Origin of the sequence: Geodermatophilus sp. YIM 151500 (genome assembly GCF_025716945.1) — a bacterium.
GTDB lineage: Bacteria > Actinomycetota > Actinomycetes > Mycobacteriales > Geodermatophilaceae > YIM-151500.
In genome coordinates, this window is record NZ_JAOVZT010000009.1 from 40,510 (window position 1) to 64,029 (window position 23,520).

Consider the following 23,520-nt stretch of genomic DNA (forward strand, 5'->3'; position numbering starts at 1 on the left):
ATGAGCCGCAGCGAGGTGCTCGTCGACGCCGCGTGGGTCGAGGCGCACGCCGACGATCGCGACGTCGTCCTGGTGGAGGTGGACGAGGACACCACGGCGTACGACGGCGGCCACATCGCCGGTGCCGTCCGGCTGGACTGGAAGGAGGACCTGCAGGACCCGGTCCGTCGCGACTTCGTCGACCGCGCGCGGTTCGAGCAGCTGCTGTCCGACCGCGGTATCGGCAACGACCACACGGTGGTGCTCTACGGCGGCAACAACAACTGGTTCGCCGCCTACGCGTACTGGTACTTCCGGCTGTACGGGCACCGGCAGCTGCGGTTGCTCGACGGCGGGCGGAAGAAGTGGGAGCTCGACCGTCGGCCGCTGACCACGGAGGTGCCCGCCCGGCCGCGGACGGACTACCACGCGCAGGACGCCGACACGTCGATCCGGGCGTTCCGCGACGAGGTGCTGTCGTCGACCGGGCAGGTCAACCTGGTCGACGTCCGCTCGCCCGACGAGTTCGCCGGGCGGCTGATGGCGCCGGCGCACCTGCCGCAGGAGCAGGCGCAGCGGGCGGGGCACATCCCGACGGCGAAGAACGTGCCCTGGTCGAAGGCCGCCCGCGACGACGGCACGTTCCGGGACGACGACGAGCTGCACGCGCTGTACGAGGGTGCCGGGCTCGACCTCGACCGGCCCACGATCGCCTACTGCCGCATCGGCGAACGCAGCGCGCACACCTGGTTCGTGCTGCACGAGCTGCTCGACCGGCCGGACGTGAAGAACTACGACGGGTCGTGGACGGAATACGGGTCGATGGTCGGCGTGCCGATCGAGAAGGCCGCCTGAGCGCGCACGGTGCGGCGCCGGCCGGCGGTCAGCTCGTCGGGCGGGCGGTGAGGCAGCCGCCGGCCCCGCCCGGCGCCGGCCGGTGCGGCGCCGGGACCGGGGTGCCGTCCTCGAGCCGGGAGGCGTGCTCGCGCGCCCGCCCGACGAAACCGGCCATGCCGGTGCTGCTGGCCAGGTCGAGAAGCTGCGCGACCGCGCGGTCGGCGCCGGGCAGCTCGAGAGTGCACACCGCGTCGAGCACGTGCGCCTGCACCCACACGTAGCGGTCGGGCCAGCGGGTGCAGCGGCGCGCGGCGTCGGTGAGCCGGGCGGCGGCCTCCGACCGCCGGCCGCGGCGCGCGGCCAGCACGCCGAGCCCGCGGCCGGCCATGCCCTCCCAGCACGGGTCCCCGACCTGGCAGGCGAGGGAGAAGGCGGAGTCGAGCCCGGTGGCCGCCTCGTCGAGCCGGTCGCGGCACAGGTCGAGCTCGGCCCGCAGCACCTGCGGCCACGGCAGGAAGGCCAGCCAGCGCTCCTCGCGGGTCAGGGCCAGGCACGCCTCGAGCGCGGCGGAGGCCGCGCCGTCCTCGTGCCGCAGCAGGTGCGCCCGGGCGGCGATCGACAGCGACCACGCCTCCTGCCGCCTCGTGCCGGCGGCGCGGGCCCGCTCCACCGACTCGCCCAGCGCGGCCAGCGCCGCGCCGGTGCAGCCGCGGTCGGAGAGGTCCATGCCCCGCACCCCGAGCACCGCGGCCAGCTCGCGGTCGTCGCCGTCGGCCAGCCGTGCCGCCTCGGCCAGCCAGCGCGCCGCCCGCTCCCGCCGGCCGGCCTGGACGTCGACGAAGCCCAGCTCGCGACACGCGGCGGCGGCGGTCGCCGCGTCCCCGCACGCCCGCGCGGCCCGGACGGCGGCGTGCAGGGCCACCGACCCCTCCTCGTCCCGCCCGCGCAGCGCGTGCACCAGCGCGGATCCGAGCGCGAGGTCGGCCGCGGCCTCCAGCGCGGTGTCAGCGAGCCGGTCGGCGTCCTCGGCCGCCCGGCGCAGGCAGTCGACGCCGGCGTCCACCGCACCGGCGGCCGTGGCCGCCCGACCGGCCTCCAGCAGGGCGCGCACCCCGGCCGCCCCGACCGACGGCCGGGGCATCGGCCGCCCGGCCGGGACCTGGGCCGCCGCCGCCAGCGCCGGGGACGGCGGGCAGCCGAGCTCCCGCCGGAAGCGGGCGGTGGTGGCCAGGACGTGCTCGCGGGCGGCCACGGCGTCACCGGAGGCGGCCAGCGCCCGGGCGAGCAGCGCCTGCGCGCCCTCGTCGTAGGGCTGGCGCAGCGCCAGCCGCCGGGCCGGCCCGACCGCGTCGCGGGGGCGGGCGCCGGCCAGCGCGGCGACAGCGGTCTCGCGCAGCAGCGCGTCGGCGGCGGCGGCCAGCCGGCGGCGCTCGACGAGCAGCCAGGTCTCGAAAGCGGGGCTGCCGGGCAGCGCGAGGCCCTCGAGCAGCTCGCCGTCCAGGCCGTCGTACCAGGCGGCGCGGCCGGCGAGCCGGTCGACGTCCACCTCGACGCCCGCCGCCCAGGAGAGGGTCAACGGGTCGCCGCCCAGCGCCGCCGCGCCGCCGAGCGCCCGCCGGAGCGCCGCGGTGGTCCACCGCAGCGCGCCCAGCGGGTCGTCGGCGTCGGGGAAGAGCAGGTCCGCCAGGCTGCGGCGGGACGGCGCGGCGGGGGAGAGGACGAGGACCGCGAGCAGGGCCCACGCCTTGCGTCCCTGCGGCGGCGGCAGCACGTCGCCGTCGCGCTCCAGCCGCGGCCGCCCGAGCAACCGCACGGTGGTCGGACCGCCGGTCACCCCACCGGCGCCGCGCCCGCGAGGGCGAGCACGTCCTGCGTCGTCTTGCCGGCGCCGCCGATGTACCAGTCGCCGCTCTTGACCTCCTCGACGACCACCCAGGTCAGGGGACGCATCGCCTCCCCCTCCACCCGGACCATCGCCTCGGTCACCTGCTCGGCGAGCGCGCGCTTGCGGGTCTCGTCGAAGACCCCCTCGATCACCTTCACGGTCACGAACGGCATGTCGACCTCCGGTCTCGCGGCCGGGCTCTCCGGCGTCGCGGGAAGGAGGTTCGCCGTCCGGCGTGTGAGGAGCCGTGTGAGCCGGTCCGCTGCCCGGGATGCGCACGCCGCCGGTCACCGCCCGCTGGCGATGGGCAAGCGCGGCCGCAGGTCGGGCAGCGTCCACCAGCTGCCCTGCAGCAGGTCGAGGTCCGGCTCGATCCGGTGGGTCCCCGCGCCCGGGTAGGGCGTGCACTCGCCGAACCAGAGCACGCCGTCGTGCTCGTAGAAGTCGACCCGCAGCATGTCGAAGCCGTCGGCCAGCGCGGCGGCGGCCTTGAGCATGGCCTCGAGGGATCGCGGCCGCGGCGCGTCGGGGCCCCGGTCCCAGCCGCCGGTCCACGGCAGCGGCTCCCAGTCGGGCGTGTAGATGCGGTTGCTGTGCCGCCGCCCGCGGCCGGTGTGCACGGCGACCACCCGCGGGACGCCGTCGAAGACGAGCACCTTGAGGTCCGGAGTCGTGACGCCCGGCGTGCCGACGAACTCCTCGACCAGCAGCAGCGGCCGGGCCTGGCGGTACCCCCACTCGTCCTTGCGCTGCCAGTAGCGGATCCGGGTCCAGCCCCGGGTCCGGGCGGCCAGTTCCTGCGGATCGGGGCGGCCGTGCCCGAAGACCACGAGGCCGCTGGCGTGGTTCGGCTTGAGCACCCAGTGCTCGGGCAGGGGGACGGCGGCCAGCTCGGTGAGGTCGGTGCCCGACCAGCAGGTCCGCGGCACCTGCACGAGCCCGGACGCGACGCGGAGCGCGTGCTCCTTCTGCGCGAGCTTGTCGCACACCGGCACGAGCAGCTCGCGGCGGTCGAAGACGATCCGCCAGTTGATCTTTTCGTTGAACGTCCGCGGGTGCAGCAGCGAGGGCAGCCGGCCGTGGGCCCGGTGGAAGCGCAGCGCCCGCCGCACGGGCAGGGGGAGCACCCGCAGGGCTGCTGCGCGCCCGCTGTGGGGGTACGGCGGCACAGCGGAACCTCAACAGCTCCGCGGCGGGACCACAAGGCACGGGACCGTCCGGATGTGGCCCGTCGGGGAAGATTCGCGATGCCGTCGCTCGCCGTTCCCGCCGGTACAGTCGCGGGGCGCCCCAGGTGCGCAGACGTGGGGAGGACATCGTGCCGGCTCGGCCGCCGTGGGCGTCCGGGCTCCGCGGCTTCCGGGGGCTGCTGGCCGTGTGGCGGCAGCTGCGGCCCTTCCTCGGCGCCTCGCCCCGGCAACTGGCGCTGCTCGCCGGCGGAGCGGTCGTCGCGGGCCTGGTCGAGGCGGCGCTGCTGGCGCTGGTGGCGGTGCTCGCCGGCGCGCTGTCGCAGGGGGCGTCGGAGGCCGCGATCACGCCCGGCCCGCTCGACCTGCGCGTCGCCCTGCCGACGCTCATCGCGGTGGGCGTGGCGCTCGCCGTCGGCCGGGCGGTGCTGCAGGTCTGGCTCGCCTACCTGCCCGCCCGGTTGGGGGCGCGGGCCATGGCCGACCTGCGGCTCCGCTTGTTCGACGGCTTCACCCGCACGGCCTGGCCGGTGCAGGCGGCCGAGCGCGACGGCGCGTTCCAGACGCTGATGGGCACGAACGTGTCGTACGCCTCGATGGCCGTCACCCGGCTGGCGTCCGGGATCACCGCGGTGCTCATGTTCGCCACGCTGCTGGCGTCGGCGTTCGTGCTGAGCGTGTGGACCGCGCTGGTCCTCATCGCGGCATCGACGTTGCTCTTCCTGCTGCTCGCGCCGCTGTCGCACCGGCTGCGCCGCCACACCGACGAACTGGCCGGGGAGAACGTCGAGTACGGCAAGGGCGTGCACGAGGTCGTGCAGATGGCCGAGGAGATCCAGGTCTTCGGCGCCTCGGCCGCCTACCGGCAGGAGGTCGACCGGCTGGTCCAGCGGGTCCGCCGTCCGCTGTTCCGGGTCCGGTTCCTCCTGCGTGCCGTGCCCCAGCTGTACCAGAGCGTCGCGCTGCTGCTGCTCGTGCTGGCCCTGGCCTTCGTGCACCTGTCGGGCACCTCGGAGATCGCCGTCCTCGGGGCCGTCGTCCTCATCCTCGTCCGGTCGCTGACCTTCGGGCAGCACATCCAGGCCTCCTGGCTGGGTCTCGTCGAACTGGTGCCGTACGCGGAGCAACTGCGCCGGGCCCTCGACGAGTACACGAGCCGGCCGCAGCCGGACGGCGACCGGCCGCTCGCCCGCGTCGAGTGGGTGCGGATGCACGAGATCCACTACGCCTACACGCCGGGGGACGACGTGCTGCGCGGGGTCTCGTTCACGGCGCGCCGGGGCGAGACCATCGGCATCGTCGGCCCGTCGGGTGCGGGCAAGTCGACGCTGGTGCAGCTGTTGCTCCGCCTGCGGGCGCCCACCGCCGGAGAGTTCGAGGTCAACGGCGAGGACGCGGCGTCGATCCGGCGCGCGGACTGGCTGCGCCGGGTGTCGTACGTGCCGCAGACCTCCCAGCTGATCTGGGGGACGGTCACCGACAACATCCGCTTCTACCGGCCGGAGATCACCGACGCCGAAGTGGTCGAGGCGGCCCGCCGGGCGCACATCCACGACGAGATCGCGTCGTGGCCGCAGGGCTACGACACCCTGGTCGGCCAGCGGGTGGCCGCGGTCTCCGGCGGCCAGCGGCAGCGCCTGTGCCTGGCCCGCGCCCTGGCCGGCTCGCCGGACGTGCTCGTCCTCGACGAGCCCACCAGCGCGCTCGACGTGCGCTCGGAGCTGGCCGTGCAGCAGTCGCTCGAGGAGCTCAAGCACGACGTCCTGCTGTTCCTGGTCGCGCACCGGTTGTCGACGCTGTCGGTGTGCGACCGGGTGATGGTGGTGGTCGACGGCCGGCTCCAGGCCATGGACGTGCCGGCGGCCCTGCTGGAGCACAACGACTTCTACCGCGAGGTCACCGAGATCACGCGACGGCAGGGCGCGTTGTGAACGGGGCGGCGCGCCGGTGCTGAGGGCCGCCGCCCGGTGGGTCCGGGACGCCGAGCGGGTGGCGGGCCGCCTGCTGCGGCTGGAGCGGTCGGACTACGCCGGCGCGCTGCACCCCGCCATGTGGCGACGCGGCTTCCTCTCCAACAGGCGCTACGCCTACCCGGGCATCGAGGACCGGTCGCTGCCCTACATCAGCGACCTGGCGTTCCACACCCGCGCGCGGGCGCTGAACACCCCCGCCGCCCAGGTGCTGGTGCAGCACAAGCACGTCTTCGCCGATGCCCTCGCCGCCCGGGGGTTGGCCGCCTGCGCGCCCGAGGTGTACGCCACGATCGGCCCGGGTGGCCTGCGGGTCCGGTCGCCCGGGCACGGCGACCGGCTGCGGGCGCAGGACCTCGTGGTGGTCAAGCCGACCTCGGGCTACGGCGGCGGAGGGGTGCGCCTCGTGACGCCGGCCGAGGCGGAGGCGACGGTGGCCGACCCGCGGTGCGACCTGATCGTCCAGGAGCGCGTGCTGCAGCACCCGGAGCTCCGCGCGGTCAACCCGGGGTCGCTGAACACCCTCCGCGTGCTGGCGGTGCGCCTGCCCGGGCACGGGCCCTTGCTGGCCGCGGCGGTGCAGCGCTGGGGTCGGGTCGGGACCGGGCCCGTGGACAACCTCAGCGCCGGCGGGCTGTGCAGCGCGGTCGACCTGGACACCGGCCGGTTGGGGCCCGCCGTCGGGCGGCCCCGCGACCGCCGCCGGGTGGAGCACGACACCCACCCCGACAGCGGCGCCCGCATCGCCGGGGTCCTCGTGCCGCAGTGGCCGCAGGTCCGCGACCTCGCGTTCCGGCTGATGGCCGCCTTCCCCGAGCTCGACCACGTCGGCTGGGACATCGCCGTCACCGACCGCGGGCCGTTGGTGATCGAGGGCAACGGCAGCATGCCCGGGGTCAACGTCTTCCAGTTCCACGGCCCGTTCCTGACCGATCCCAGGCTGCTCGAGTACTACGTCGGGAAGGGGATGCTCCGCCGTCCGGAGAGCCCCGTCACGCCGCCCGGCTGACTAACCTCCGGACCGTGGTCGCCGGGGGAGCGGACCGGGTGGAGCTGCTCTGGACCGGGGGGTGGGACTCCACCTTCCGGCTGCTGCAGCTGCTGCTCGTCGAGCGCCGGGCGGTGCAGCCGATCTACGTCGTCGACCCCGGACGGCGGAGCACCCGCCACGAGCTGCGGGCGATGGCCGCGATCCGGGCGGGCGCGCTGCCGCGGCTGGCCGGGCCCACGCTGCTGGCGCCCTCCCGGGTCGTGCTGGCCGGTGACTACCCGCCGTCCCCGGCCGACGTGGCGCTCGGGCAGGCGATCCGCGGTCGCGGCGTCAAGCTCGGCGACCAGTACGTCTGGCTGGCCGGGCCGGCGGCGGCGCTGGGCTGGTCGGGGGTCGAACTGGCCGTCCCCGGGGAGGCGGAGCCGGCGCCGTGGGAGACCGTGGTGTTCGACGAGCCGGGGCGGCTCGGGCGGAACCCCGAGGCGGGCCTCTTCCGCTTCTGGTCGTTCCCGCTGATCGGCGTGACGAAGGAGGAGATGCGGGAGATCGCCCGCGACCACGGCTTCCTCGACCTGCTGCTGCTGCGCTGGTCGTGCCACGACCCGGTGGGGGACCGTCCGTGCGGGCGGTGCCACCCGTGCGGGCTCGCCCTGCCCGACGGGTTGCACCTGGCGCCGCGGTCCGTCGTCCAGGCCCGGGCCACGGGGCGGAGCCTGCGCCGCAGCGTCGCCCGGGCCCGCGTCGCGCTGCGTGACCCGACCCCCGTCGGCGCGTGACGGTCCGCACCCCGACGTGCCCGGTACCGTCGCGCGCCGGTCCCGGGCCGCCGTAGCGTCCGCGCGTGGCCGAGCGGGACGGCGAGCGGGTGACGCTGCTGTGGACCGGCGGCTGGGACTCCACCTTCCGGCTGCTGCAGCTGCTGCTGGTCGAGGGGCGCCCGGTGCAGCCGGTGTACGTGCTCAACAGCGCACGGTCGAGCACCCCCTACGAGCTGCGCGCGATCGGGACCGTGCGGGCCCAGGTGCTGCCGCGGCTCTCCGACGCCGCGCTGCTGGCCCCGACCCGGGTGGTGGTCGGCAGCGACCACCCGCCGACTCCCGGGAACGCCGCGCTGGCCGAGTCGATCCGCCGCCGGTCGGACCTGGGCACCCAGTACCTGATGCTCAGCGGTCCGGCGGAGGCGCTGGGCTGGCGCGGAGTCGAGCTGGCGATCGACGACTGGGCCGGCGGCCGCGACTGGGAGCACCTGCTCTTCTCCGCCCCCGGCCGGTTGGCGGACATGCCCGAAGCCGCCCTCTTCAAGTACTGGACCTTCCCCGTGCACCACCTGTCCAAGGAGGAGATGCGGGAGATCGCGCAGCGGCACGGATTCCTCGACGTGCTGCGGCAGCGGTGGTCGTGCCACGACCCGGTCCTCGGCCGGCCCTGCCGGCGGTGCCGGCCGTGCATCGACGCCTTGCCCGACGGGGCGCGGGTCGCGCCGTCCGCGCTGGTCGCAGCCCGCAGCGCCGGACGGCGGGCGCGCCGCGCGGCCCGGTCGGCCCGGCGGCTGGTGCGCGTCGGCGCGCGGCGCCGACCGCCCGGGACGCGGACCGCGCGGGCAGGACCCGCCCTCGACGGGTGCGCGGGCACGAGCCCGCCGGCCACTAGCGTCGGCGCCATGGGGGGCGAGCGGGTGCAGCTGCTGTGGACCGGCGGCTGGGACTCCACCTTCCGGCTGCTGCAGCTGCTGCTGGTCGAGCGGCGCCCGGTGCAGCCGATCTACGTGCTCAACACCGAACGGGTGAGCCTGCGCCAGGAGCTCCGGGCGATGGCCGCGATCCGGGCGGCGGTCCAGCCCCGGCTGGCCGACCCGTCGCTGCTGGCGCCGACGCAGGTGCTGCTGGCCGGCGACTACCCGCCGTCGGCGGAGAGCGTGGCGCTGTCCGAGTCGTTGCGCAGCCGGACGCAGCTGGGCACGCAGAACCTCCTGCTGGCCGGCCCGGCGGAGGCGCTCGGCTGGTCGGGGGTCGAGATGTGCATCCCGGACGTCGCCATGGCGGCCGACTGGGAGGCGCTGGTCTTCGACACCCCCGGGCGGATCAACGACAGCCAAGAGGCGCGGCTGTTCCGCTTCTGGTCCTTCCCGGTCATCGACCTGACCAAGGAGGACATGCGCGCCTGCGCGCAGGAGCACGGCTTCCTCGACCTGCTGCTGATGCGGTGGACCTGCCACGACCCGCTGCTCGGCCGGCCGTGCGGGCGCTGCCGTCCGTGCCAGATCGCCGTGCGCGACGGCGCGCGGCCCGCGCCGCCCGCCCTGGTGCTCGCCCGCAGCGGGCAGCGCCGGGCCCGGCGGGGGGTGCGGTCGGCACGGCGGGCGGTGCGCGCGGCCGCGGCGGCACGCCGCACGTGACCGGTCGGCCCGGCGGGTGACCGGTCGGCGTCGCTCGTGGAGCGGTCGGCTCAGCGGGTGGCGCGGTAGTAGGTGATCCGGCCGGTGTGCCGCCGCACCTCCGTGGCCACCTCCGCGACGTCGGGGAACCCGGCACGACGGAGCAGGTCGTCGATGCCGTCGACGGCGTGGTCGCGCATCCGGCGGTGGCGGTGCCCGCGGTGGGTGCGGCGCCCCCCGCCGGGGTGTACGTGCCCGTCGCCCGGCTGCTCGTGCCCGTCGAGGTCGACCAGGTGCAGCCGGCCGCCGGGGCGCAGCACGCGCAGCAGCTCGTGCACCGCCGGTTCCCGCTCGCCGGCCGGCACGTGGTGGAGCATGAACGCCGAGAGCGCGACGTCGACGCTGTCGTCGGGATAGGGCAGCGCGTCGGCGAAACCCCGGTCGACGTCGACGGCCAGCCCGCGGCGACGGGCCTTGCGGCGGGCGCGGGCGAGGGCACCCGCGTCCGGGTCGAGGCCGGTGACCGAGGCGCCGGGCTGCACGGCCTTCGCCTCGAGCAGCAGGTTGCCGGTGCCGCAGCCGATCTCCAGCACCCGCTGGCCGGGCTGCAGGGCGGCCTGGGCGAGCAGGCGCCGGTGCACCTTGCCCACGCCGAGGAAACGCGACACCGGGTCGTAGAGCGGGAGCAGCCACGACTTCGCCATGGGCGGCAGGTACTCGCGCTCGCCGTGCGGCGGCGCTCCGTCCGTCGTCCTGCCGGTGTGCTCGGTCATGCCGGCCCCCTGGGTACTGCGTCGTATCCGTCGTCCGGTCCGGACGATCCTCCGTCGTGCGCACTACTGTTCCCCCGTCGCGCACGGCCGCCAAGGGTGAGGGGTACGGAACGATGGCACTTTCTTCCGGTTCGGCAGCGCCCTCGCGCCCGGTGGTGCGGCGTGGGCCGGGCGGCGCCCCGGTCTACGCCTTCGGACGCGAGGCCGGCCTGCCGCCGGTGCGGACGGCCCGGCTCGACCGGCACGCGCATGCACCCGGGGCCTGGCAGCCGTCCGAGCCGCACGCGCACGACTTCCTGGTGCTGGTCTTCTTCGAGGTCGGCGGAGGAGAGCTCACCGTCGACGCCCGGACGTGGCAGGCGGCGACCGGCGACGTGCTGGTGATCGCTCCGGGCGAGGTGGTGACGCCCGAGTGGACGGCGACGGCCGACGAGGCGGTGGCGTGGACGGCGTTCTTCCCGCCCGACGCGGTGGAGGCGCGGGCGCCGGGGACGCTCGGGTCGTGGCGGGCGCACCCGCTGCTGTTCCCGTTCGTCGGCCGGCGGGCCGGCGGCGCCCAGCGGCTGCACGTGCCGGAGGCGCAGCGAGCGATCTGGTCGCGCCGGTTCGCCGAGCTCGACCGGGAGCTGCGCGAGCGGGCGGACGGGTACGCGGAGGCGGCGCTCGCGCTGCTGACGCTGCTGCTGGTCGACCTCGCCCGGCTCGCCGCGGACGTGCCCGGCCACCTGCGGCTGCGCGACGAGCGGCTGCTGGCCGCGGTGTTCGACGTGGTCGAGCAGCGGTTCGGCGAGCCGATCTCGCTGAGGGACGTCGCGGCGTCGGTCCGGATGTCGCCCGGGCACCTGACGACCGTGGTCGGGCAGCGGACCGGCAGGACCGTGCAGCAGTGGATCACCGAGCGGCGGATGACCGAGGCCCGGCGGCTGCTGGCCGGCACCGACCTGTCGGTGCACGCGATCGCGGGACGGGTCGGCTACCGGGATGCGGGCTACCTGATCCGCCGGTTCCGCGCCGCGCACGGCGTGACGCCCGAGGAGTGGCGCCGCGCCGGCCGGGCCGGCGCGGTGACCGGGCCGGGCCCGCCGCCGGTCACGAGTCGCCGGCGGCCAGCACGTGCACGGGGTGGGGACTGACCGCCGCGGACGACGCGGCCGAGAAGCCGCCGGGTCGGCGCTAGGGTGGCCAAGTGCCTCCGAGCACGATCTGGAAGCGCCTCTACCTGCTGTTCACCCCGCCGGACGGGCTGATCGTGGACTGGGTCACCGTCGGCGCACTGGTGCAGGCAGGGGTCCTCGCCGAGTTCCACCTCACCGGCGGGATCACCGAGCGGGACGGGCGAGTGGTGCTGCGGCGCCCGCCGGAGCAGGCGGATGCTCTCGAGCAGCGGATGCTCGGCCGGATGTCGACCTCCCGATCGCCCAGCTGGGAGAGGTGGATCGGTGACGACGTCAAGACGGGCGCGCAGGTGGCCCGTGACCAGCTCCTCTACGAAGGTCTGGTGCGCGCCGAGCAGGTTCGCCGTCTCGGTGTCATCCGGTACATGACCTACCCGGTGTCCGACGCCGTGTCGGCGGCCGAGATCCGCGCGTCGGTCGGGGAGATCCTGTTCCGGGCGAAGGCGGCCGAGCCCGACGTGGATGCCGTTCGCCGCGCGGCGATGGCGGTGCCGCAGGGGGACGTCACAGGTCTCACGCGCCGGCAGCGTCGCGAGCGCCTGACCGAGCTGCGGATGCGGGCCGAGGCAGACCTGCTCGCGTCCCATCCGCAGATGCACGCGCGCGGCATCGACGATCGGGACGCGGCATTCGTCGCGTTGGCGGTGCGCATCCCCCGCCGCAACCGGCACTTCCAGGTCCCCGGCGGGTGCGCCGACCAGGTGGCGGCGCTGACGCATCGCATCGAACCCGTGGCGTCGGCGCTGGCGTCGGTGCTCGGCGCGCAGGAATGGCGACGTCCCCTCGCGTAGCCGGTGGCCACGCCGCGGGCTCCGGTCCTGCGCCGCTCACGCGGGCGGCACCCACAGGGCGACCGTGCCGGCCGCGAGGCAGATCGACGAGGCTCGTCGATCACGGGTCACCCAGAGGTGCCGGGCGTTGCCGACTCGCCCGGGGCGAGATCGGTGAACGCTCGGGATGCCTGGTGATCAGGCGGAGATGCGCGGATCGTCCTCGCTCTCGGCGGCGCGCAGCTTGGTGATGACACGCTTGATCTCACCGACGGTCTCGGCCTCGTCGTGACCGAAAGTGAGCAGGTACGCCTGCAGGGCATGGCGGGCCATGGCGAGCTCGGCCTCCGACAGGTGGACCACGTACATGCGGAAACTGTAGGGCGTCGACGCAGGCATCGAGCCCCACCGATGCGCGGGACCTGGGGTTCGAGTGCCCGGCTCGTCGTGGTCGGACCGGGTCGGCGGTCGGCGCTCGGCTTCGTCGGCGTGCCAACGGCAGCACGTGTCCTTCGTGCAGGGACTCCGGGCTGTCGGACCACCTCGGGCGGAAGCCTCCTGTCGGGTCAGCGCATGACGGGCGCGCCTCCAGCAGCACGTCGAGGCGTGACCGGCGTGGCGCGAGGCCGTCGACGAGCTCGGCTGACTGCCCCGCTCCACGGATGGACAGCGAGCTCGGCCCGCGTCCGCGGCGTCGGAGAGGCGGGCACCGGAGCTCCTCGACGGCGGAGTCCCGGGCTCTGCCGGCAGTCGGCGCAGCGCTGACAGCCGGCGCAGCCTGCGCTGTGCCAGTGACGTGCGGTGTCCCACGATGGCGGGCTGACCGCCGAGGAGCGCGCCCGGCGGAACGGGTGCGGCTGGCCGCTCGGTGACGTGACGGTGACGGGCGTCGGCCGAGAATGTCGACGGGACAGGGTTGGGGGCCTGGGCATGGACGTCAAGGTCGGCACGTTCAACGTGCTCAATCTCGCCCGCGAGGGCGAGCGCTTCTACCCCGACGAGGAGCCGTACACGGCCGCCGAGTACGACGAGAAGGCGACCTGGATCGCGGGGCAGCTGCGTCGCATGGAGGCGCACCTGGTCGGCTTCCAGGAGGTCTTCCACGAGGCCGCCCTGCGCGACGTCTGCGACCGGTCGGGTCGGTTCCCCGGCGGCACCGTGGTGGCCCCGGGCGCCGACGGGGCCAGCGGCCCACGGCTCGGCCTGGCCAGCCGACTGTCCATCGCGGAGCCGGTCACGGCCATCACCGACTTCCCGGCCGGGATGGACGCGGAAGCGGACGGCCTCGCCTTGCCGGTCGGGACCTTCAGTCGTCCCGTCCTGCGGACACGGGTGGTCCTCGACCCGATCAGGGGCACGACATCGACCGTCTTCGTCGCCCACCTGAAGTCCAAGCGGCCGATCCGCGACCCGCAGGCCCCGGAACACGATGCGCGCGAGGAGGCGCTGGGCAAGGCCCGGGCGCTCATCCGCCGCGCCGCCGAGGCGGCGGCGCTGCGCTTCCTCGTGCTCCAGGAGATCACCGGCAACGCGCAACCGGTGATCGTGCTCGGGGATCTCAACGACGCCGCCCGCGCGGTCACCACGGACATCATCATGGGTGACTCGCCCTCGAGGTTCTGGCCGAGAGACCCCGATGACAGGAAGGCCTACTGGGACCGACTGCTGTACTCGGCCCACGAACTCACCGTTCGCCGGACCGGTCGGGACGTCAGCTATACGCACATCTTCAACGGGCACTACGAGAACCTCGACCACGTCCTCGTGAGCCAGGAGTTCTACGAGCGCAATCCGCAACGCATCGCGGAAGTGATGAACCTGCGGTACTTCAACGACCACCTGGTCGACAGCCAGCTCAGCAACGACCGCCGCGAGCGAACCGTGTCCGACCACGCGCAACTGGTCGCCGAGATCCGCCTCCTCTGATCACCCGAGGCGGTGTGATGAGCCCGCAGGCCCGAAGAATGGATGACGGCGGTGAGTGCCTTCCGGAACTCACGCCTGTGCTCGGGCTCGAGGGCCTTGTAGTCGCTGTAGTCGCTGTCGAAGCGCGGGGTGGTCTCGCACCTCACTCGTCGGCGTCGAGCGCGTCCAGGTGGGCGACGAAATCTCTTCCGGTGGAGTGCTCGGTTGCCTCACCGGCGGCAACGTGCGCGTCGACCTCGCGCTCTCCTGCCTGCCACTGCTCGTCCCAGAACCACGCCTCAGTCGCGGGGACCCGCGACCAACGGGCGGAGTTCGAGGACGCCGTCCTCGCGCTCGGTGATCTCGACCTGGGCGCCGGGCTCGTCGAGGTGATGCTTGTGGCGGAGCGCGGGCGGTAGCGCGACCGTGCCTCGGCGCTGGACGGTCACATAGGCGTGCACCTTCACGCTGCTGGCGCCCAGTCTCCGAACCCTGGGCGCAACCCGCGTTGCGTCCTTGTCCGAGAGGGAGCCGCCGCCGGTTTCGGTGACGCCGACGACCTCGGTCTTCTCTGCGGAAGTGCCGGCCGCATGGTGGCCCACTCCCGAGGATCATGGCTTCGCCCTTGCTGGCCATGGGCTCGGCGGCCGGCGAGCCCGGTGGCGTCTCCGGCCGCTGCACGAGCACCACCACCTGCAGCCGCCCCGCGGCGTCCGCCGCCGTGAGGACCCGCCTCCGAGACGTCACGGCGTGGTCACCCGATCGGTCGCAGTTGTCCACAGATCGGCTGACGGCGCCGTCACGGACCGTCCGGTTTCCATACAGTCCCGTCGTCCTGCTGGGTGGTCCGACGAGGAACGGGGTGTGCGTGCCGACCGCTTTCGACGTCGTCGACGGCGAGGTCCGCGAGCTCATCCGCCGGCGCGGGCTGGACCCGTTCGCCGATCCGGGCCCGGTGCGGCTGCTCGTCCGGGACGTGGTCGCCGACTACTCCGAGCGGTCGGTCACCGGAGCGCTGCCGCCGCTGGGCGACGCGGAGTCCGTGGTCCGCGACGTGCTCGACCGGGTGGCCGGGTTCGGGCCGCTGCAGCGCTGGCTGGACGACCCGGAGGTCGAGGAGGTCTGGGTCAACGAGCCCGGCCGGGTCTTCGTCGCCCGCCGCGGCCGGTCGGAGCTGACCACCACCATCCTGGCGCCTGGCGAGCTGGCCGACCTGGTCGAGCGGATGCTGCGCACGTCCGGACGGCGGATCGACATGAGCTCGCCCTTCGTCGACGCGATGCTGCCCGACGGCTCGCGGCTGCACGTCGTCATCCCTGACATCACCCGCCGGCACATGGCGGTGAACATCCGCAAGTTCGTGCTGCAGGCTCACTCGCTCGACGAGCTCGTGGCGTTGGGCACGCTGACCGCGCAGGCCGCCCGCTTCCTCGAGGCCGCCGTCGCCGCCGGGCTCAACGTGCTCGTCTCCGGCGGCACCCAGGCCGGCAAGACGACGCTGCTCAACTGCCTCTGCGCGGCGATCCCCGCCCGCGAGCGGGTGATCACCTGCGAGGAAGTGTTCGAACTGCGCGTCCCGCTCCCGGACGTCGTCAGCATGCAGACCCGCCAGGCCAACCTGGAAGGCACCGGCGAGATCCCGCTGCGCCGCCTGGTGAAGGAAGCGCTGCGCATGCGCCCTTCCCGCCTGGTGGTCGGCGAGGTCCGTCAGGAGGAGTGCCTCGACCTGCTGATCGCGCTCAACAGCGGCCTGCCCGGCATGTGCACCCTGCACGCCAACAGCGCCCGCGAGGCCGTGGTGAAGATGTGCACCCTGCCGCTGCTGGCCGGCGAGAACATCGGCACGGCGTTCGTCGTCCCCACCGTGGCCACCAGCGTCGACCTCGTCGTGCACGTCGGCACCGACGCGACCGGGCAGCGGCGGGTGCGGGAGATCGTGGCGCTGCCCGGTCGGGCCGAGGGCGGGGTCGTCGAGACCGCCGACGTCTTCACCACACGCGAGGGTCGGCTGGTCCGCGCCGACGGCTACCCGCCGCACCCGGAACGGTTCGCCGCCGCGGGCTTCGAGCTGGCGGATCTGCTCGGCGAGCCGACCGGACGGCGGTCGTCGTGAGCGGCGCCGTCCTCGGCCTCCTTTTCGGCGTCGGGCTGCTGCTCATCTGGCGCAGCGGGCCGCGCGCACCGCGTCGCACGTCCCCGCGTCGTCCCAGCCGGCGCCGCGAGCAGCTGACCGCGGCCGGCCTGACCGGCATCAACCCGGCCCAGCTGCTCGCCCTGCAGGTCGGTCTCGGGCTGCTCGCCACGGTCGCCGTCCTGCTGGCCACCGGCACCGTCGCGGTCAGCCTGGTCTTCGGCGTCTTCGGTTTCGTGCTGCCGCAGGTCCAGGTCCGCCGGCTGGCCGTCAAGCGGCGGGCCGACCTGCGCGAGGTCTGGCCGGAGGTGGTCGACAACCTCGCCTCCGCCGTCCGGGCCGGGCTGTCCCTGCCCGAGGCGCTGTCGGCGCTGAGCACCCGCGGCCCCGAGGTGCTGCGGCCGCCGTTCGCCCGCTTCGCCGCCGAGTACCGCTCCACCGGCCGCTTCGGCAGCTGCCTGGATCGGCTCAAGGCCGACCTTGCCGACCCGGTCGGCGACCGCATCGTCGAGACCCTGCGGGTGGCCCGCGAGGTCGGCGGCAGCGACCTCGGCCGGGTGCTGCGCACCCTCTCGGGCTTCCTCCGCGAGGACGCGCGGGCCCGCGCCGAGCTGGAGACCCGCCAGGGCTGGGTGGTGCAGGCCGCCCGGCTGGCCGTGGCCGCGCCGTGGGTGGTGCTGCTGCTCCTGGCCACCCAGTCGACCACCCTGGCCGCCTACGACTCGCCGCTGGGCATCGGCATCCTCGTCGTCGGCGGTGCCGTCTGCCTGGTCGCCTACCGCCTCATGCTGCGCATCGGCCGGCTGCCGCAGGACGTGCGGGTGCTGCAGTGAGCGCCGGGACGACGGGGGTGCTGCTCGGCCTGGTCGCCGGGGCCGGGCTGCTGCTGGTGCTCGCCTACGCGCCGCCGTTCCGTTCGGTGCGGCTGGCCGACCGGCTGGCGCCCTACGTGCACGACACCCCGCCGCCGTCCCGGCTGCTGGGCACGGTCACCGAGCCCGGCCTGCTGACCGCGGCGCGGCGCCTGCTCGGCCCGGTGGTGGCCGACGGTGCCCGGCTGGTCGACCGCGTCCTCGGCGGCCGGGCCGCCGTCCGCCGCCGGCTCGAGGCGCTGGGCGCCGGCACCACCGTCGAGGACTTCCGGGTCGAGCAGGTGGTGTGGGGCGGGCTGGGCCTGGCCGGCGGGGCCGTCGTGGCCGGGTTCGGCTCGCTGGTGTCGGGCGGCGTCAACGTGCTTTCGGTCGGGCTCGTGTGCCTGGCCGGTCCCGTCGGCGGCGTGCTCGGCCGCGACTGGTGGCTGACCCAGCAGGTGCAGCGGCGCGAGCAGCTGCTGCTCGCGGAGTTCCCCGTGGTGGCCGAGCTGCTCGCGCTCGCGGTGACCGCGGGGGAGGGGCCGACGGCGGCGATCGCCCGGGTCACCCGGCTCTCCGGCGGGGAGCTGGCCGCCGAGCTGGCGGCCGCGCTGGGCCGGGCCCGGGCCGGGACGCCGCTGACCGAGGCGCTGCAGCAGCTCGCCGACCGGACCTCGCTGGAGCCGCTGGCCCGCTTCGTCGACGGCCTGCTGGTCGCGATCGAGCGGGGCACGCCGCTGGCGGAGGTCCTGCGCGCCCAGGCCGCCGACGTCCGCGAGGCCGGTAAGCGCCGCCTGCTCGAGGCCGGCGGCCGCAAGGAGATCGCCATGATGGTCCCGGTCGTCTTTCTCGTGCTTCCGGTGACCGTCCTCTTCGCCCTGTTCCCGGGGCTGATCAGCATCGTCTCGCTGGCGCAGTGAGCCCGCGGACCGACTCGGAAGGACACCGATGCGCCTCTACGCGTTCCTGCTCGCCGCCCTGGCCGCGCTCGCGGCCCGCCTCCGCGGGGCGGATCCCGAGCGGGGTGACGTCCCCGGCTGGGTGATGATCACCGTGATGACGGCGGCGCTGGTGCTGGCCATCCTCGTCCCGTTCCGCGAGGCGATCGTGTCCGCGGTGCAGAACGCGCTGAACTCCGTCACGAGCGTTGGCTGAACCCTGCTGCCCCCCATCGCCCGCGGGCGCGCAGCGGACCCCGGAAGCCAGGTCGGCTCGGCGGCTCGGCGGGGAGCGCGGCGGCGCCGTCGTCGACTTCGTGCTGGTGTCGGTGCTGGTCGTGGCGCTGCTGCTGGCGGTGCTGCAGGTCGCGGTCTACGTGCACGTGCGCAACGTGGTGACCGCCGGCGCGCAGGAGGGAGCCCGGTACGCGGCCAACGCCGACGTCGACCCGGCCGCCGGCGCCGCCCGCACGCTGCAGGTGGTCGCCCGTGCCACCTCCGTGCGCACCGCCGAGGGGCTGGCCTGCTCGTCGGGCACGGAGGTCGTCGGCGGCGGGCTGACCGTGGTCGTCGTCCGCTGCTCGGGGGCGGTGCCCGCGCTGCTCGACGGCCTGGGCGCGCTGCTGCCGCTGGCCGTCACCGGCCGGTCGGTGCGGGAGGCCGCGTGACGCCGGGCGGGCGGCGAACGGCGCCGACCCGGCGGCGGCTGGGCGGCCTCGCCGGCGATCGCGGCTCGGCGCTGGTCGAGTTCGTGTTCATCGCACTGGTGGTGTTCGTGCCGCTGGTCTACGTCGTCGCCGGCTTCTCCGCCGTCCAGCGCGGGGTGTTCGCGGCGACCGCCGCGGCCCGCGAGGCGGGCCGGGCGATGGGCACCGCACCCGACGTGGGGACCGGGACCGCGCGGGCCGAGGCCGCCGTCCGGCTGGCGGTGGAGGACCAGTCGGTCGCCGCGGACGACGTGCGTCTGGCCTTCGCCCCGGTCGGCGGCGACTGCGCCGCGGGCGGCTACGCGCCGGTGCTGGCGCCGGGCGAGGAGTTCACCGTGTGCGTCACCGTGACCGTGCGCATCCCGCTGCTGCCGGAGTTCGTCGACGCCAACACCGCCACCGGCCGCTTCGTCGTCGAGCGCGACCGCTACGTCGACGATCGGGCGGGTCCCGGCGACGCGCCGTGAGCACCGGGCCGTCGACGAGGTCACCCGGAATCCGGGAACGAGCCCTCGACGACCGGTAGGCCGGGGCGGTCGTCGGCCAGCCGCTGGCAGTTGAGGTTCGGCGACCGGTAGGGACGATCGATGAGCACCCACATCAACGGCGCCTGCCCGGGCGACTGCGCGCCCGTGAGGTGGCAGACCCGCCGGGTGTACACGTCCTCCGACCGGATGCGGCTGAGTCCCCGGTCGCCGGCCCTCAGCACCGTCGTCCACTCGCCGTCGCCGCTGATGACGTTGCCGACGATGAACTTCTGCTCCAGGCCGTCCTGGATCCGCATGATCTCGACGGGCACCCACGTGCGGGGCAGCGAGGCGATGACGAGCCAGAGCAGCGCGACCGTGAAGAAGAGCTGCGGTCCGAAGAAGGCGTGCCGCGTGAGCGACAGTCCGACGGCCGTCCACCGGGACGACGTGCCGTCTGCGTGGTCGCGCAGCAACCTGCCCGGGAGACGGAAGACCGCGAGATAGAGCAGCAGGGCGCCCGTGCACCACAGCAGCGGGCGCACGGGTGACAACAACGCCGTGAGGACGCCGCCGGCCAGCAGGACGGTGCACCCGCCGCTCCACCCGCGTCGCCCGGCGCGTCGGCACGCCCAGAAGAGCGCGATCGCGGTCAGCGGGAAGAGCCAGTAGGCGTAGGACATCAGGCTGCCCAGCAGGACCGACACCGGAGCGGTCGTGAGCAGCGCCGAGCCCGTCGTCAGCGAGAAGTTGGCGACGGCGTACGCCTTGACGAGCGCGAAGCCGGTGAGGAACGCGGCGCCCATGGCGCCGAGGCGGGCAGCGGTGCCGATGAAGGACCCTTCCGCGCCGTCGGTGACCCGCGCCGTCTCGGCAGCATCCGGAACCGGCGTGGGCTGGGGCGGCTCCGGCGTGTCGGGCTCGTCGACGGCGCGCGGCGACGTCGACGGCGGCGCGCCACGCCGCCGTCGACGATGGGCCACGAAGATCGGCCGCACCGCGTCGTTCCGTCCTCGGGCGACGTGGGGAGCGCCGCCCGCAGGTGAGGTGTCACTGTTCCAGGCGGGCGTGCCGCCCGGGGGTGGGCGTGAGGTGAGGGCCCCGGCGGGGCCGGCTCAGCGCTTCTTCTCGGCAGTCAGCCGCTCCATCTGGGAGATGGTGCGCGACTCCTTCGCCTTCCGCTCGGCGCGCTTCTCCTTGATGGACTTGGCCGACTTCTTGGCGTGGTGCGAGTCGTGCGGTGACTTGTCGCCCATGACAGCCCCCTTGGCTCCGGATCGGGAGGCGCTCCGCAGCGCGGACGCTACGCCGTGGCGGCCCCGCCGTCCGCTCGTTTCCGCGCGGCTGCCGCGTCGGGCGGAATGCCGGTCACGGCACGCTGTTGCAGCGGGCACCACCGCACAGCTGGGAGGTCGCCATGACCGACTACCGGCACGAACTGCAGTTCGGCTCGTTCATCACGCCCGCCAACGCCGATCCCCGGCACACGGTCGAGCTGGCCGTCGCGAGCGAGCGGGCCGGGCTGGACCTGGTCACCTTCCAGGACCACCCCTACCAGCCCCGCTTCCTCGACACCTGGACGCTGCTCTCCTACGTCGCCGCCCGTACCGAGCGGGTCCACCTGGCGCCGAACGTGCTCAACCTGCCGCTGCGCCCGCCCGCGGTCGTCGCCCGCGCCGCGGCCAGCCTCGACCTGCTCAGCGGCGGCCGGTTCGAGCTCGGCCTGGGCGCCGGCGCCTTCTGGGACGCCATCGCGGCCATGGGCGGACGGCGGCTCGCGCCCGCCGAGGCGGTCGCCGCGCTGGGCGAGGCGATCAACGTCGTCCGCGGCATCTGGGACGTCGACGCCGGCACGGTGCTTCGCGTCGCAGGCACCGTGCACGCGGTGGACGGTGCCAAGCGCGGCCCGCGCCCGGCCCACGCCATCGGCATCTGGCTCGGCGCCTACAAGCCGCGGATGCTCCGCCTCACCGGGGAGAAGGCCGACGGCTGGCTGCCCTCCCTCGGCGGCTGGCCCAGCACCGACGACCTGGCCGCCGCCAACGCGCTCATCGACGAGGCCGCCACGGCGGCGGGACGGCGCCCGGCCGACGTGCGCCGGCTGCTCAACATCGGCGCGCTGGGCGAGGAGCGCACCGCCGGCCTGCCGCCCACCCCGGTCGAGATGCTCACCACGCTCGCCCTCGAGCACGGGTTCGGCACGTTCATCCTGGCCAGCGACGACGAGGCCGAGCTGACCCGGTACGGGCAGGAGGTCGCGCCCGCCGTCCGCGAGGCGGTGGCCGCCGGCCGGAGGTGAGCCGGCCGGTCGCGGCCGCTCACCGTCCGCACCGCGTCCGGATCAGGAGCAGGACCAGCAGGAACGGCACGGCGCCGAGGACGGCGGTGTTCCACACCGCATCGAGCGGGCTGCCGGGCTCGGACGGTCCTGAGAGCAGCAGCGACCAGCCGAGGGCGAGCAGTGGGAGCGTGACGACGCCGGTCAGCGCGCCCACCGCGACCCGGGTGCCGGCGCGCCGGCCGACCGTGATCGGCAGGGTCAGCAGGGGTGGGACGACGGTGAGCAGCCAGTCGAGGACGGGGATGACCGGCCCGACCAGCGTGGCCGACAGGGCCGCCGCGTGGACGGCGTAGCCGACCGACCCCGCGGCGGCGAGCGCCAGCACGCCCAGGAGCGCCCACGCCCGGGGCTCGCGGAGCCGCAGGTCGGCGGTGCGCCGCAGCAGCAGCACGGCCGTTGCCAGGCAGGCCGCCGTGCAGGCCAGCACGGGAACCCACAGCGCCGCGGGTGCGGCGGCGACGGCCGTGGCGACCGTGCGCGAGGCGCCCGCGGGGCGCGGCCAGTCGAGCAGCCCGACGACCGTGGTCGCCGCGGTCAGCACGACGATCGCCACGGCGGTCGGTCGCGGCAGCAGCGGCGGCGCCGTCGTGCCGGACGGCGGGGCGGGCGGGGCGGGCGGGTGCACGCCGCGGACTGTGCCAGCCGCACGCGGCCGCGACCATCACCGGCGGGAGGGAAAGCCGTCCCGCCGCGGCACCAGCACCAGCGCGGCGAGCGCCACCATCGAGACGGCCCAGCCCGCGAGCACGAGGAGGTCGCCGGCGTGCACCCCGTGCCCGGGACCTAGCTGGACCAGCACCGGGCCGTCGTTGAGGTAGCTGCCGGTGACGAGGAGGAAGGCGAAGGCCGAGACGACGCCGGACACGGTCAGCGCGCACAGCGATCGCACCACGTCCGCACCGTAGCCGCGCCGGAGCCCGGAGGAAGCACACGGCCGCGCGACGGGTGCCCGGCCGCTGGCCCAGGGCCGGCGCCGGACGATCCGTGCCGGTCCGCCCGCCGCGATGGGCCGCGGTCCAGCGGCCCGGCCGGGCCGCCCCGCACCCGGCCGGGCCGTCGGTCGTGGCACCCGGCCGGGCCGTCACGTCGTCCGGGAGCCGTCAGACCCGCGTCACCGCGCGGACGTCGAGGTTGCGGAACTCCGGCTCGCCGTCGGCCACCTCGTGCAGGCGCTTGGCGAACTCGGTGGTGACCGGGTGCTCCGAGTTGCGCATCGCCGCCGCGTGGTCGGGGAAGGCGACCACCTGCACGTGCACGTCGGGCCGGTCGCGGTCGGCGGTGAGCACGGCCCACCGCGCCGTGGTCTCCGCCCCCATCCGCTCCCGCCACTCGTCGAGGAGCGCGAGGAACCTCTGCGAGTCGTCGGTCCGGAACTCGACCAGCTGGACGAACGCGCCCTCCTCCAGGTCGAGCGCACCCTCGTCGCGCAGCTCCGCCCGCAGGCCGTCGCGCAGCTCCGGCCCGTCGGTGTGCCCGTGCGCGCTGACCGCGTGGGCCACGGCCAGCTCGAGCACCTCGTCCTCCTCGCCCGAGATGACCACCGTGCACCCGCGCTCGCTCGGGCGCCTCCGGCAGTCGATCGTCTTGCGCGCCACGACTCCTCCTTCCGCCAACCCATCCGGCAGCCCGGCCCGCTCCGGTGCCGCGGGGCCCGGGCTGGTGCGACGCTGGCCTGCAGGAACCCGGTGGGCCAGAGCACAAGGTCACCGTGACCCGCGGGTCCGCCGGTGCCGAGGGGAGGGGGCGCCATGGGGGTCGGCGTGCGTCCGGTCGGTGCGGACGACGCGGCGTGGGTGCGCGAGACGCTGGAGCGCACCTGGGGCTCGGTGCAGGTCGCGCGGCGCGGCGAGCTGGTCGACGCGTCGCGGTGCGCGGGGTTCGTCGCGGAGGTGGACGGCGAGCGGGCGGGGCTGGCCACCTTCGCCGTCCACGGGGACGAGTTCGAGCTGGCCACCCTCCACGCGCTCGTGGAGAACCGCGGCGTCGGCAGCGCCCTGGTCGACGCCTGCCTGGCCGCGGCCCGCGACGCCGGCTGCCGCCGCCTCTGGCTGATCACCACCAACGACAACACGCCCGCGATCCGCTTCTACCAGCGCCGCGGCCTGGATCTCCGCGCCCTGCACCACGACGCCGTGACCGCCGCCCGCCGCGAGCTCAAGCCCGCGATCCCGCTGGTCGGTCGCGACGGCATCCCGATCCGGCACGAGCTGGAGTTCGAGCGGCTGCTGTGACGCCTGCT

27 protein-coding genes are annotated in these 23,520 nt (G+C 75.2%); 16 read left to right on the plus strand and 11 right to left on the minus strand.

What is annotated here, in order from left to right; all coding sequences use genetic code 11:
- The gene (locus OF117_RS15250) at positions 1–834 is read left to right on the plus strand and encodes a sulfurtransferase (protein WP_263553694.1); all 834 of its coding nucleotides are present in this window, start codon (positions 1–3) and stop codon (positions 832–834) included.
- Between the two features lie 28 nt (positions 835–862).
- On the opposite strand, the gene OF117_RS15255 is transcribed toward OF117_RS15250, so the two are convergent.
- The 3 genes from OF117_RS15255 to OF117_RS15265 form a co-directional block, all read right to left on the minus strand.
- Complete coding sequence (locus OF117_RS15255) at positions 863–2,650, minus strand: BTAD domain-containing putative transcriptional regulator (protein ID WP_263553695.1); 1,788 nt, start codon at positions 2,648–2,650, stop codon at positions 863–865.
- Positions 2,647–2,874, minus strand: a complete 228-nt coding sequence (locus OF117_RS15260) for a tautomerase family protein (protein WP_263553696.1) — start codon at positions 2,872–2,874, stop codon at positions 2,647–2,649. Before OF117_RS15260 ends, OF117_RS15255 begins: the two co-directional genes overlap by 4 nt.
- Positions 2,875–2,988: 114 nt before the next feature.
- Positions 2,989–3,870 carry an ATP-grasp fold amidoligase family protein gene (locus OF117_RS15265; protein ID WP_263553697.1) on the minus strand — a complete coding sequence of 294 codons (882 nt, stop codon included), beginning with the start codon at positions 3,868–3,870 and terminating at the stop codon, positions 2,989–2,991.
- 149 nt (positions 3,871–4,019) lie between these two features.
- Here OF117_RS15265 and OF117_RS15270 point away from each other — a divergent pair, with 149 nt between their 5' ends.
- From OF117_RS15270 to OF117_RS15285, 4 genes are all read left to right on the plus strand, one after another.
- Positions 4,020–5,819, plus strand: coding sequence for an ABC transporter ATP-binding protein (locus OF117_RS15270; protein ID WP_263553698.1), 1,800 nt, complete (start codon positions 4,020–4,022; stop codon positions 5,817–5,819).
- Between the two features lie 16 nt (positions 5,820–5,835).
- Entirely contained in the window at positions 5,836–6,867 is a 1,032-nt protein-coding gene (locus OF117_RS15275; protein WP_263553699.1) for a sugar-transfer associated ATP-grasp domain-containing protein, read from the plus strand.
- A 14-nt stretch (positions 6,868–6,881) separates the two neighbouring features.
- Positions 6,882–7,625: a hypothetical protein gene (locus OF117_RS15280; protein ID WP_263553700.1), complete on the plus strand. Its 744-nt coding sequence runs from the start codon at positions 6,882–6,884 to the stop codon at positions 7,623–7,625.
- Between the two features lie 65 nt (positions 7,626–7,690).
- On the plus strand, positions 7,691–9,244 hold the full coding sequence (locus tag OF117_RS15285; protein WP_263553701.1) for a hypothetical protein: 1,554 nt from the start codon (positions 7,691–7,693) through the stop codon (positions 9,242–9,244).
- 50 nt (positions 9,245–9,294) lie between these two features.
- Here OF117_RS15285 and OF117_RS15290 read toward each other — a convergent pair whose 3' ends face one another.
- Positions 9,295–9,996, minus strand: a complete 702-nt coding sequence (locus tag OF117_RS15290; protein WP_263553702.1) for a class I SAM-dependent methyltransferase — start codon at positions 9,994–9,996, stop codon at positions 9,295–9,297.
- A gap of 152 nt (positions 9,997–10,148) precedes the next feature.
- Between OF117_RS15290 and OF117_RS15295 the strand changes: the two genes are divergently transcribed.
- Positions 10,149–11,129: an AraC family transcriptional regulator gene (locus tag OF117_RS15295; RefSeq protein WP_263553703.1), complete on the plus strand. Its 981-nt coding sequence runs from the start codon at positions 10,149–10,151 to the stop codon at positions 11,127–11,129.
- 53 nt (positions 11,130–11,182) lie between these two features.
- Entirely contained in the window at positions 11,183–11,962 is a 780-nt protein-coding gene (locus OF117_RS15300) for a GPP34 family phosphoprotein (RefSeq protein WP_263553704.1), read from the plus strand.
- 177 nt (positions 11,963–12,139) lie between these two features.
- Here the strand turns inward: OF117_RS15300 and OF117_RS15305 are convergent, their stop codons facing one another.
- Positions 12,140–12,310, minus strand: a complete 171-nt coding sequence (locus OF117_RS15305; protein WP_263553705.1) for a hypothetical protein — start codon at positions 12,308–12,310, stop codon at positions 12,140–12,142.
- Between the two features lie 561 nt (positions 12,311–12,871).
- On the opposite strand from OF117_RS15305, the gene OF117_RS15310 reads away from it, so the two are divergent.
- Positions 12,872–13,867: an endonuclease/exonuclease/phosphatase family protein gene (locus OF117_RS15310; protein ID WP_263553706.1), complete on the plus strand. Its 996-nt coding sequence runs from the start codon at positions 12,872–12,874 to the stop codon at positions 13,865–13,867.
- A gap of 278 nt (positions 13,868–14,145) precedes the next feature.
- On the opposite strand, the gene OF117_RS15315 is transcribed toward OF117_RS15310, so the two are convergent.
- The gene (locus OF117_RS15315; RefSeq protein ID WP_263553707.1) at positions 14,146–14,448 is read right to left on the minus strand and encodes an AbrB/MazE/SpoVT family DNA-binding domain-containing protein; all 303 of its coding nucleotides are present in this window, start codon (positions 14,446–14,448) and stop codon (positions 14,146–14,148) included.
- 266 nt (positions 14,449–14,714) lie between these two features.
- Between OF117_RS15315 and OF117_RS15320 the strand changes: the two genes are divergently transcribed.
- The 6 genes from OF117_RS15320 to OF117_RS15345 are packed head-to-tail and all read left to right on the plus strand — an operon-like array spanning position 14,715 to position 18,940.
- The gene (locus OF117_RS15320; protein ID WP_263553708.1) at positions 14,715–15,959 is read left to right on the plus strand and encodes a CpaF family protein; all 1,245 of its coding nucleotides are present in this window, start codon (positions 14,715–14,717) and stop codon (positions 15,957–15,959) included.
- Positions 15,956–16,810: a type II secretion system F family protein gene (locus tag OF117_RS15325; RefSeq protein WP_263553709.1), complete on the plus strand. Its 855-nt coding sequence runs from the start codon at positions 15,956–15,958 to the stop codon at positions 16,808–16,810. The genes OF117_RS15320 and OF117_RS15325 overlap by 4 nt, the downstream gene beginning before the upstream one ends.
- On the plus strand, positions 16,807–17,748 hold the full coding sequence (locus tag OF117_RS15330) for a type II secretion system F family protein (protein WP_263553710.1): 942 nt from the start codon (positions 16,807–16,809) through the stop codon (positions 17,746–17,748). The genes OF117_RS15325 and OF117_RS15330 overlap by 4 nt, the downstream gene beginning before the upstream one ends.
- A 28-nt stretch (positions 17,749–17,776) precedes the next feature.
- Positions 17,777–17,983, plus strand: a complete 207-nt coding sequence (locus OF117_RS15335; RefSeq protein WP_263553711.1) for a hypothetical protein — start codon at positions 17,777–17,779, stop codon at positions 17,981–17,983.
- A complete protein-coding gene (locus OF117_RS15340; protein ID WP_263553712.1) occupies positions 17,976–18,434 on the plus strand; it encodes a TadE/TadG family type IV pilus assembly protein in 459 nt (152 codons plus the stop codon). Before OF117_RS15335 ends, OF117_RS15340 begins: the two co-directional genes overlap by 8 nt.
- Positions 18,431–18,940, plus strand: coding sequence for a hypothetical protein (locus OF117_RS15345; protein ID WP_263553713.1), 510 nt, complete (start codon positions 18,431–18,433; stop codon positions 18,938–18,940). The genes OF117_RS15340 and OF117_RS15345 overlap by 4 nt, the downstream gene beginning before the upstream one ends.
- 20 nt (positions 18,941–18,960) lie before the next feature.
- Here the strand turns inward: OF117_RS15345 and OF117_RS15350 are convergent, their stop codons facing one another.
- Positions 18,961–19,938 (minus strand): hypothetical protein, encoded by a 978-nt coding sequence (locus OF117_RS15350; protein ID WP_263553714.1) that lies wholly within the window; start codon positions 19,936–19,938, stop codon positions 18,961–18,963.
- Between the two features lie 117 nt (positions 19,939–20,055).
- Positions 20,056–20,196, minus strand: a complete 141-nt coding sequence (locus OF117_RS15355; protein ID WP_263553715.1) for a hypothetical protein — start codon at positions 20,194–20,196, stop codon at positions 20,056–20,058.
- Positions 20,197–20,357: 161 nt separating this feature from the next.
- Here OF117_RS15355 and OF117_RS15360 point away from each other — a divergent pair, with 161 nt between their 5' ends.
- Positions 20,358–21,239 carry an LLM class flavin-dependent oxidoreductase gene (locus OF117_RS15360; RefSeq protein WP_263553716.1) on the plus strand — a complete coding sequence of 294 codons (882 nt, stop codon included), beginning with the start codon at positions 20,358–20,360 and terminating at the stop codon, positions 21,237–21,239.
- Positions 21,240–21,258: 19 nt separating this feature from the next.
- Here the strand turns inward: OF117_RS15360 and OF117_RS15365 are convergent, their stop codons facing one another.
- The 3 genes from OF117_RS15365 to OF117_RS15375 form a co-directional block, all read right to left on the minus strand.
- The gene (locus OF117_RS15365) at positions 21,259–21,906 is read right to left on the minus strand and encodes a hypothetical protein (RefSeq protein ID WP_263553717.1); all 648 of its coding nucleotides are present in this window, start codon (positions 21,904–21,906) and stop codon (positions 21,259–21,261) included.
- Between the two features lie 36 nt (positions 21,907–21,942).
- On the minus strand, positions 21,943–22,173 hold the full coding sequence (locus OF117_RS15370) for a hypothetical protein (RefSeq protein ID WP_263553718.1): 231 nt from the start codon (positions 22,171–22,173) through the stop codon (positions 21,943–21,945).
- 208 nt (positions 22,174–22,381) lie between these two features.
- The gene (locus OF117_RS15375) at positions 22,382–22,876 is read right to left on the minus strand and encodes a DUF1059 domain-containing protein (protein ID WP_263553719.1); all 495 of its coding nucleotides are present in this window, start codon (positions 22,874–22,876) and stop codon (positions 22,382–22,384) included.
- A gap of 153 nt (positions 22,877–23,029) precedes the next feature.
- On the opposite strand from OF117_RS15375, the gene OF117_RS15380 reads away from it, so the two are divergent.
- Positions 23,030–23,512: a GNAT family N-acetyltransferase gene (locus OF117_RS15380; protein ID WP_263553720.1), complete on the plus strand. Its 483-nt coding sequence runs from the start codon at positions 23,030–23,032 to the stop codon at positions 23,510–23,512.
- The last annotated feature ends 8 nt before the right edge of the window (positions 23,513–23,520 follow it).

What these genes read in the sequence shown, in the direction of transcription:
- OF117_RS15250 (WP_263553694.1), top strand. Translation starts at nt 1, where the DNA reads ATGAGCCGCAGCGAGGTGCTCGTCGACGCCGCGTGGGTCGAGGCGCAC.
- OF117_RS15260 (WP_263553696.1), bottom strand. Translation starts at nt 2,874, where the DNA reads ATGCCGTTCGTGACCGTGAAGGTGATCGAGGGGGTCTTCGACGAGACC.
- OF117_RS15290 (WP_263553702.1), bottom strand. Translation starts at nt 9,996, where the DNA reads ATGACCGAGCACACCGGCAGGACGACGGACGGAGCGCCGCCGCACGGC.
- OF117_RS15305 (WP_263553705.1), bottom strand. Translation starts at nt 12,310, where the DNA reads ATGTACGTGGTCCACCTGTCGGAGGCCGAGCTCGCCATGGCCCGCCAT.
- OF117_RS15310 (WP_263553706.1), top strand. Translation starts at nt 12,872, where the DNA reads ATGGACGTCAAGGTCGGCACGTTCAACGTGCTCAATCTCGCCCGCGAG.
- OF117_RS15335 (WP_263553711.1), top strand. Translation starts at nt 17,777, where the DNA reads ATGCGCCTCTACGCGTTCCTGCTCGCCGCCCTGGCCGCGCTCGCGGCC.
- OF117_RS15355 (WP_263553715.1), bottom strand. Translation starts at nt 20,196, where the DNA reads ATGGGCGACAAGTCACCGCACGACTCGCACCACGCCAAGAAGTCGGCC.
- OF117_RS15360 (WP_263553716.1), top strand. Translation starts at nt 20,358, where the DNA reads ATGACCGACTACCGGCACGAACTGCAGTTCGGCTCGTTCATCACGCCC.
- OF117_RS15380 (WP_263553720.1), top strand. Translation starts at nt 23,030, where the DNA reads ATGGGGGTCGGCGTGCGTCCGGTCGGTGCGGACGACGCGGCGTGGGTG.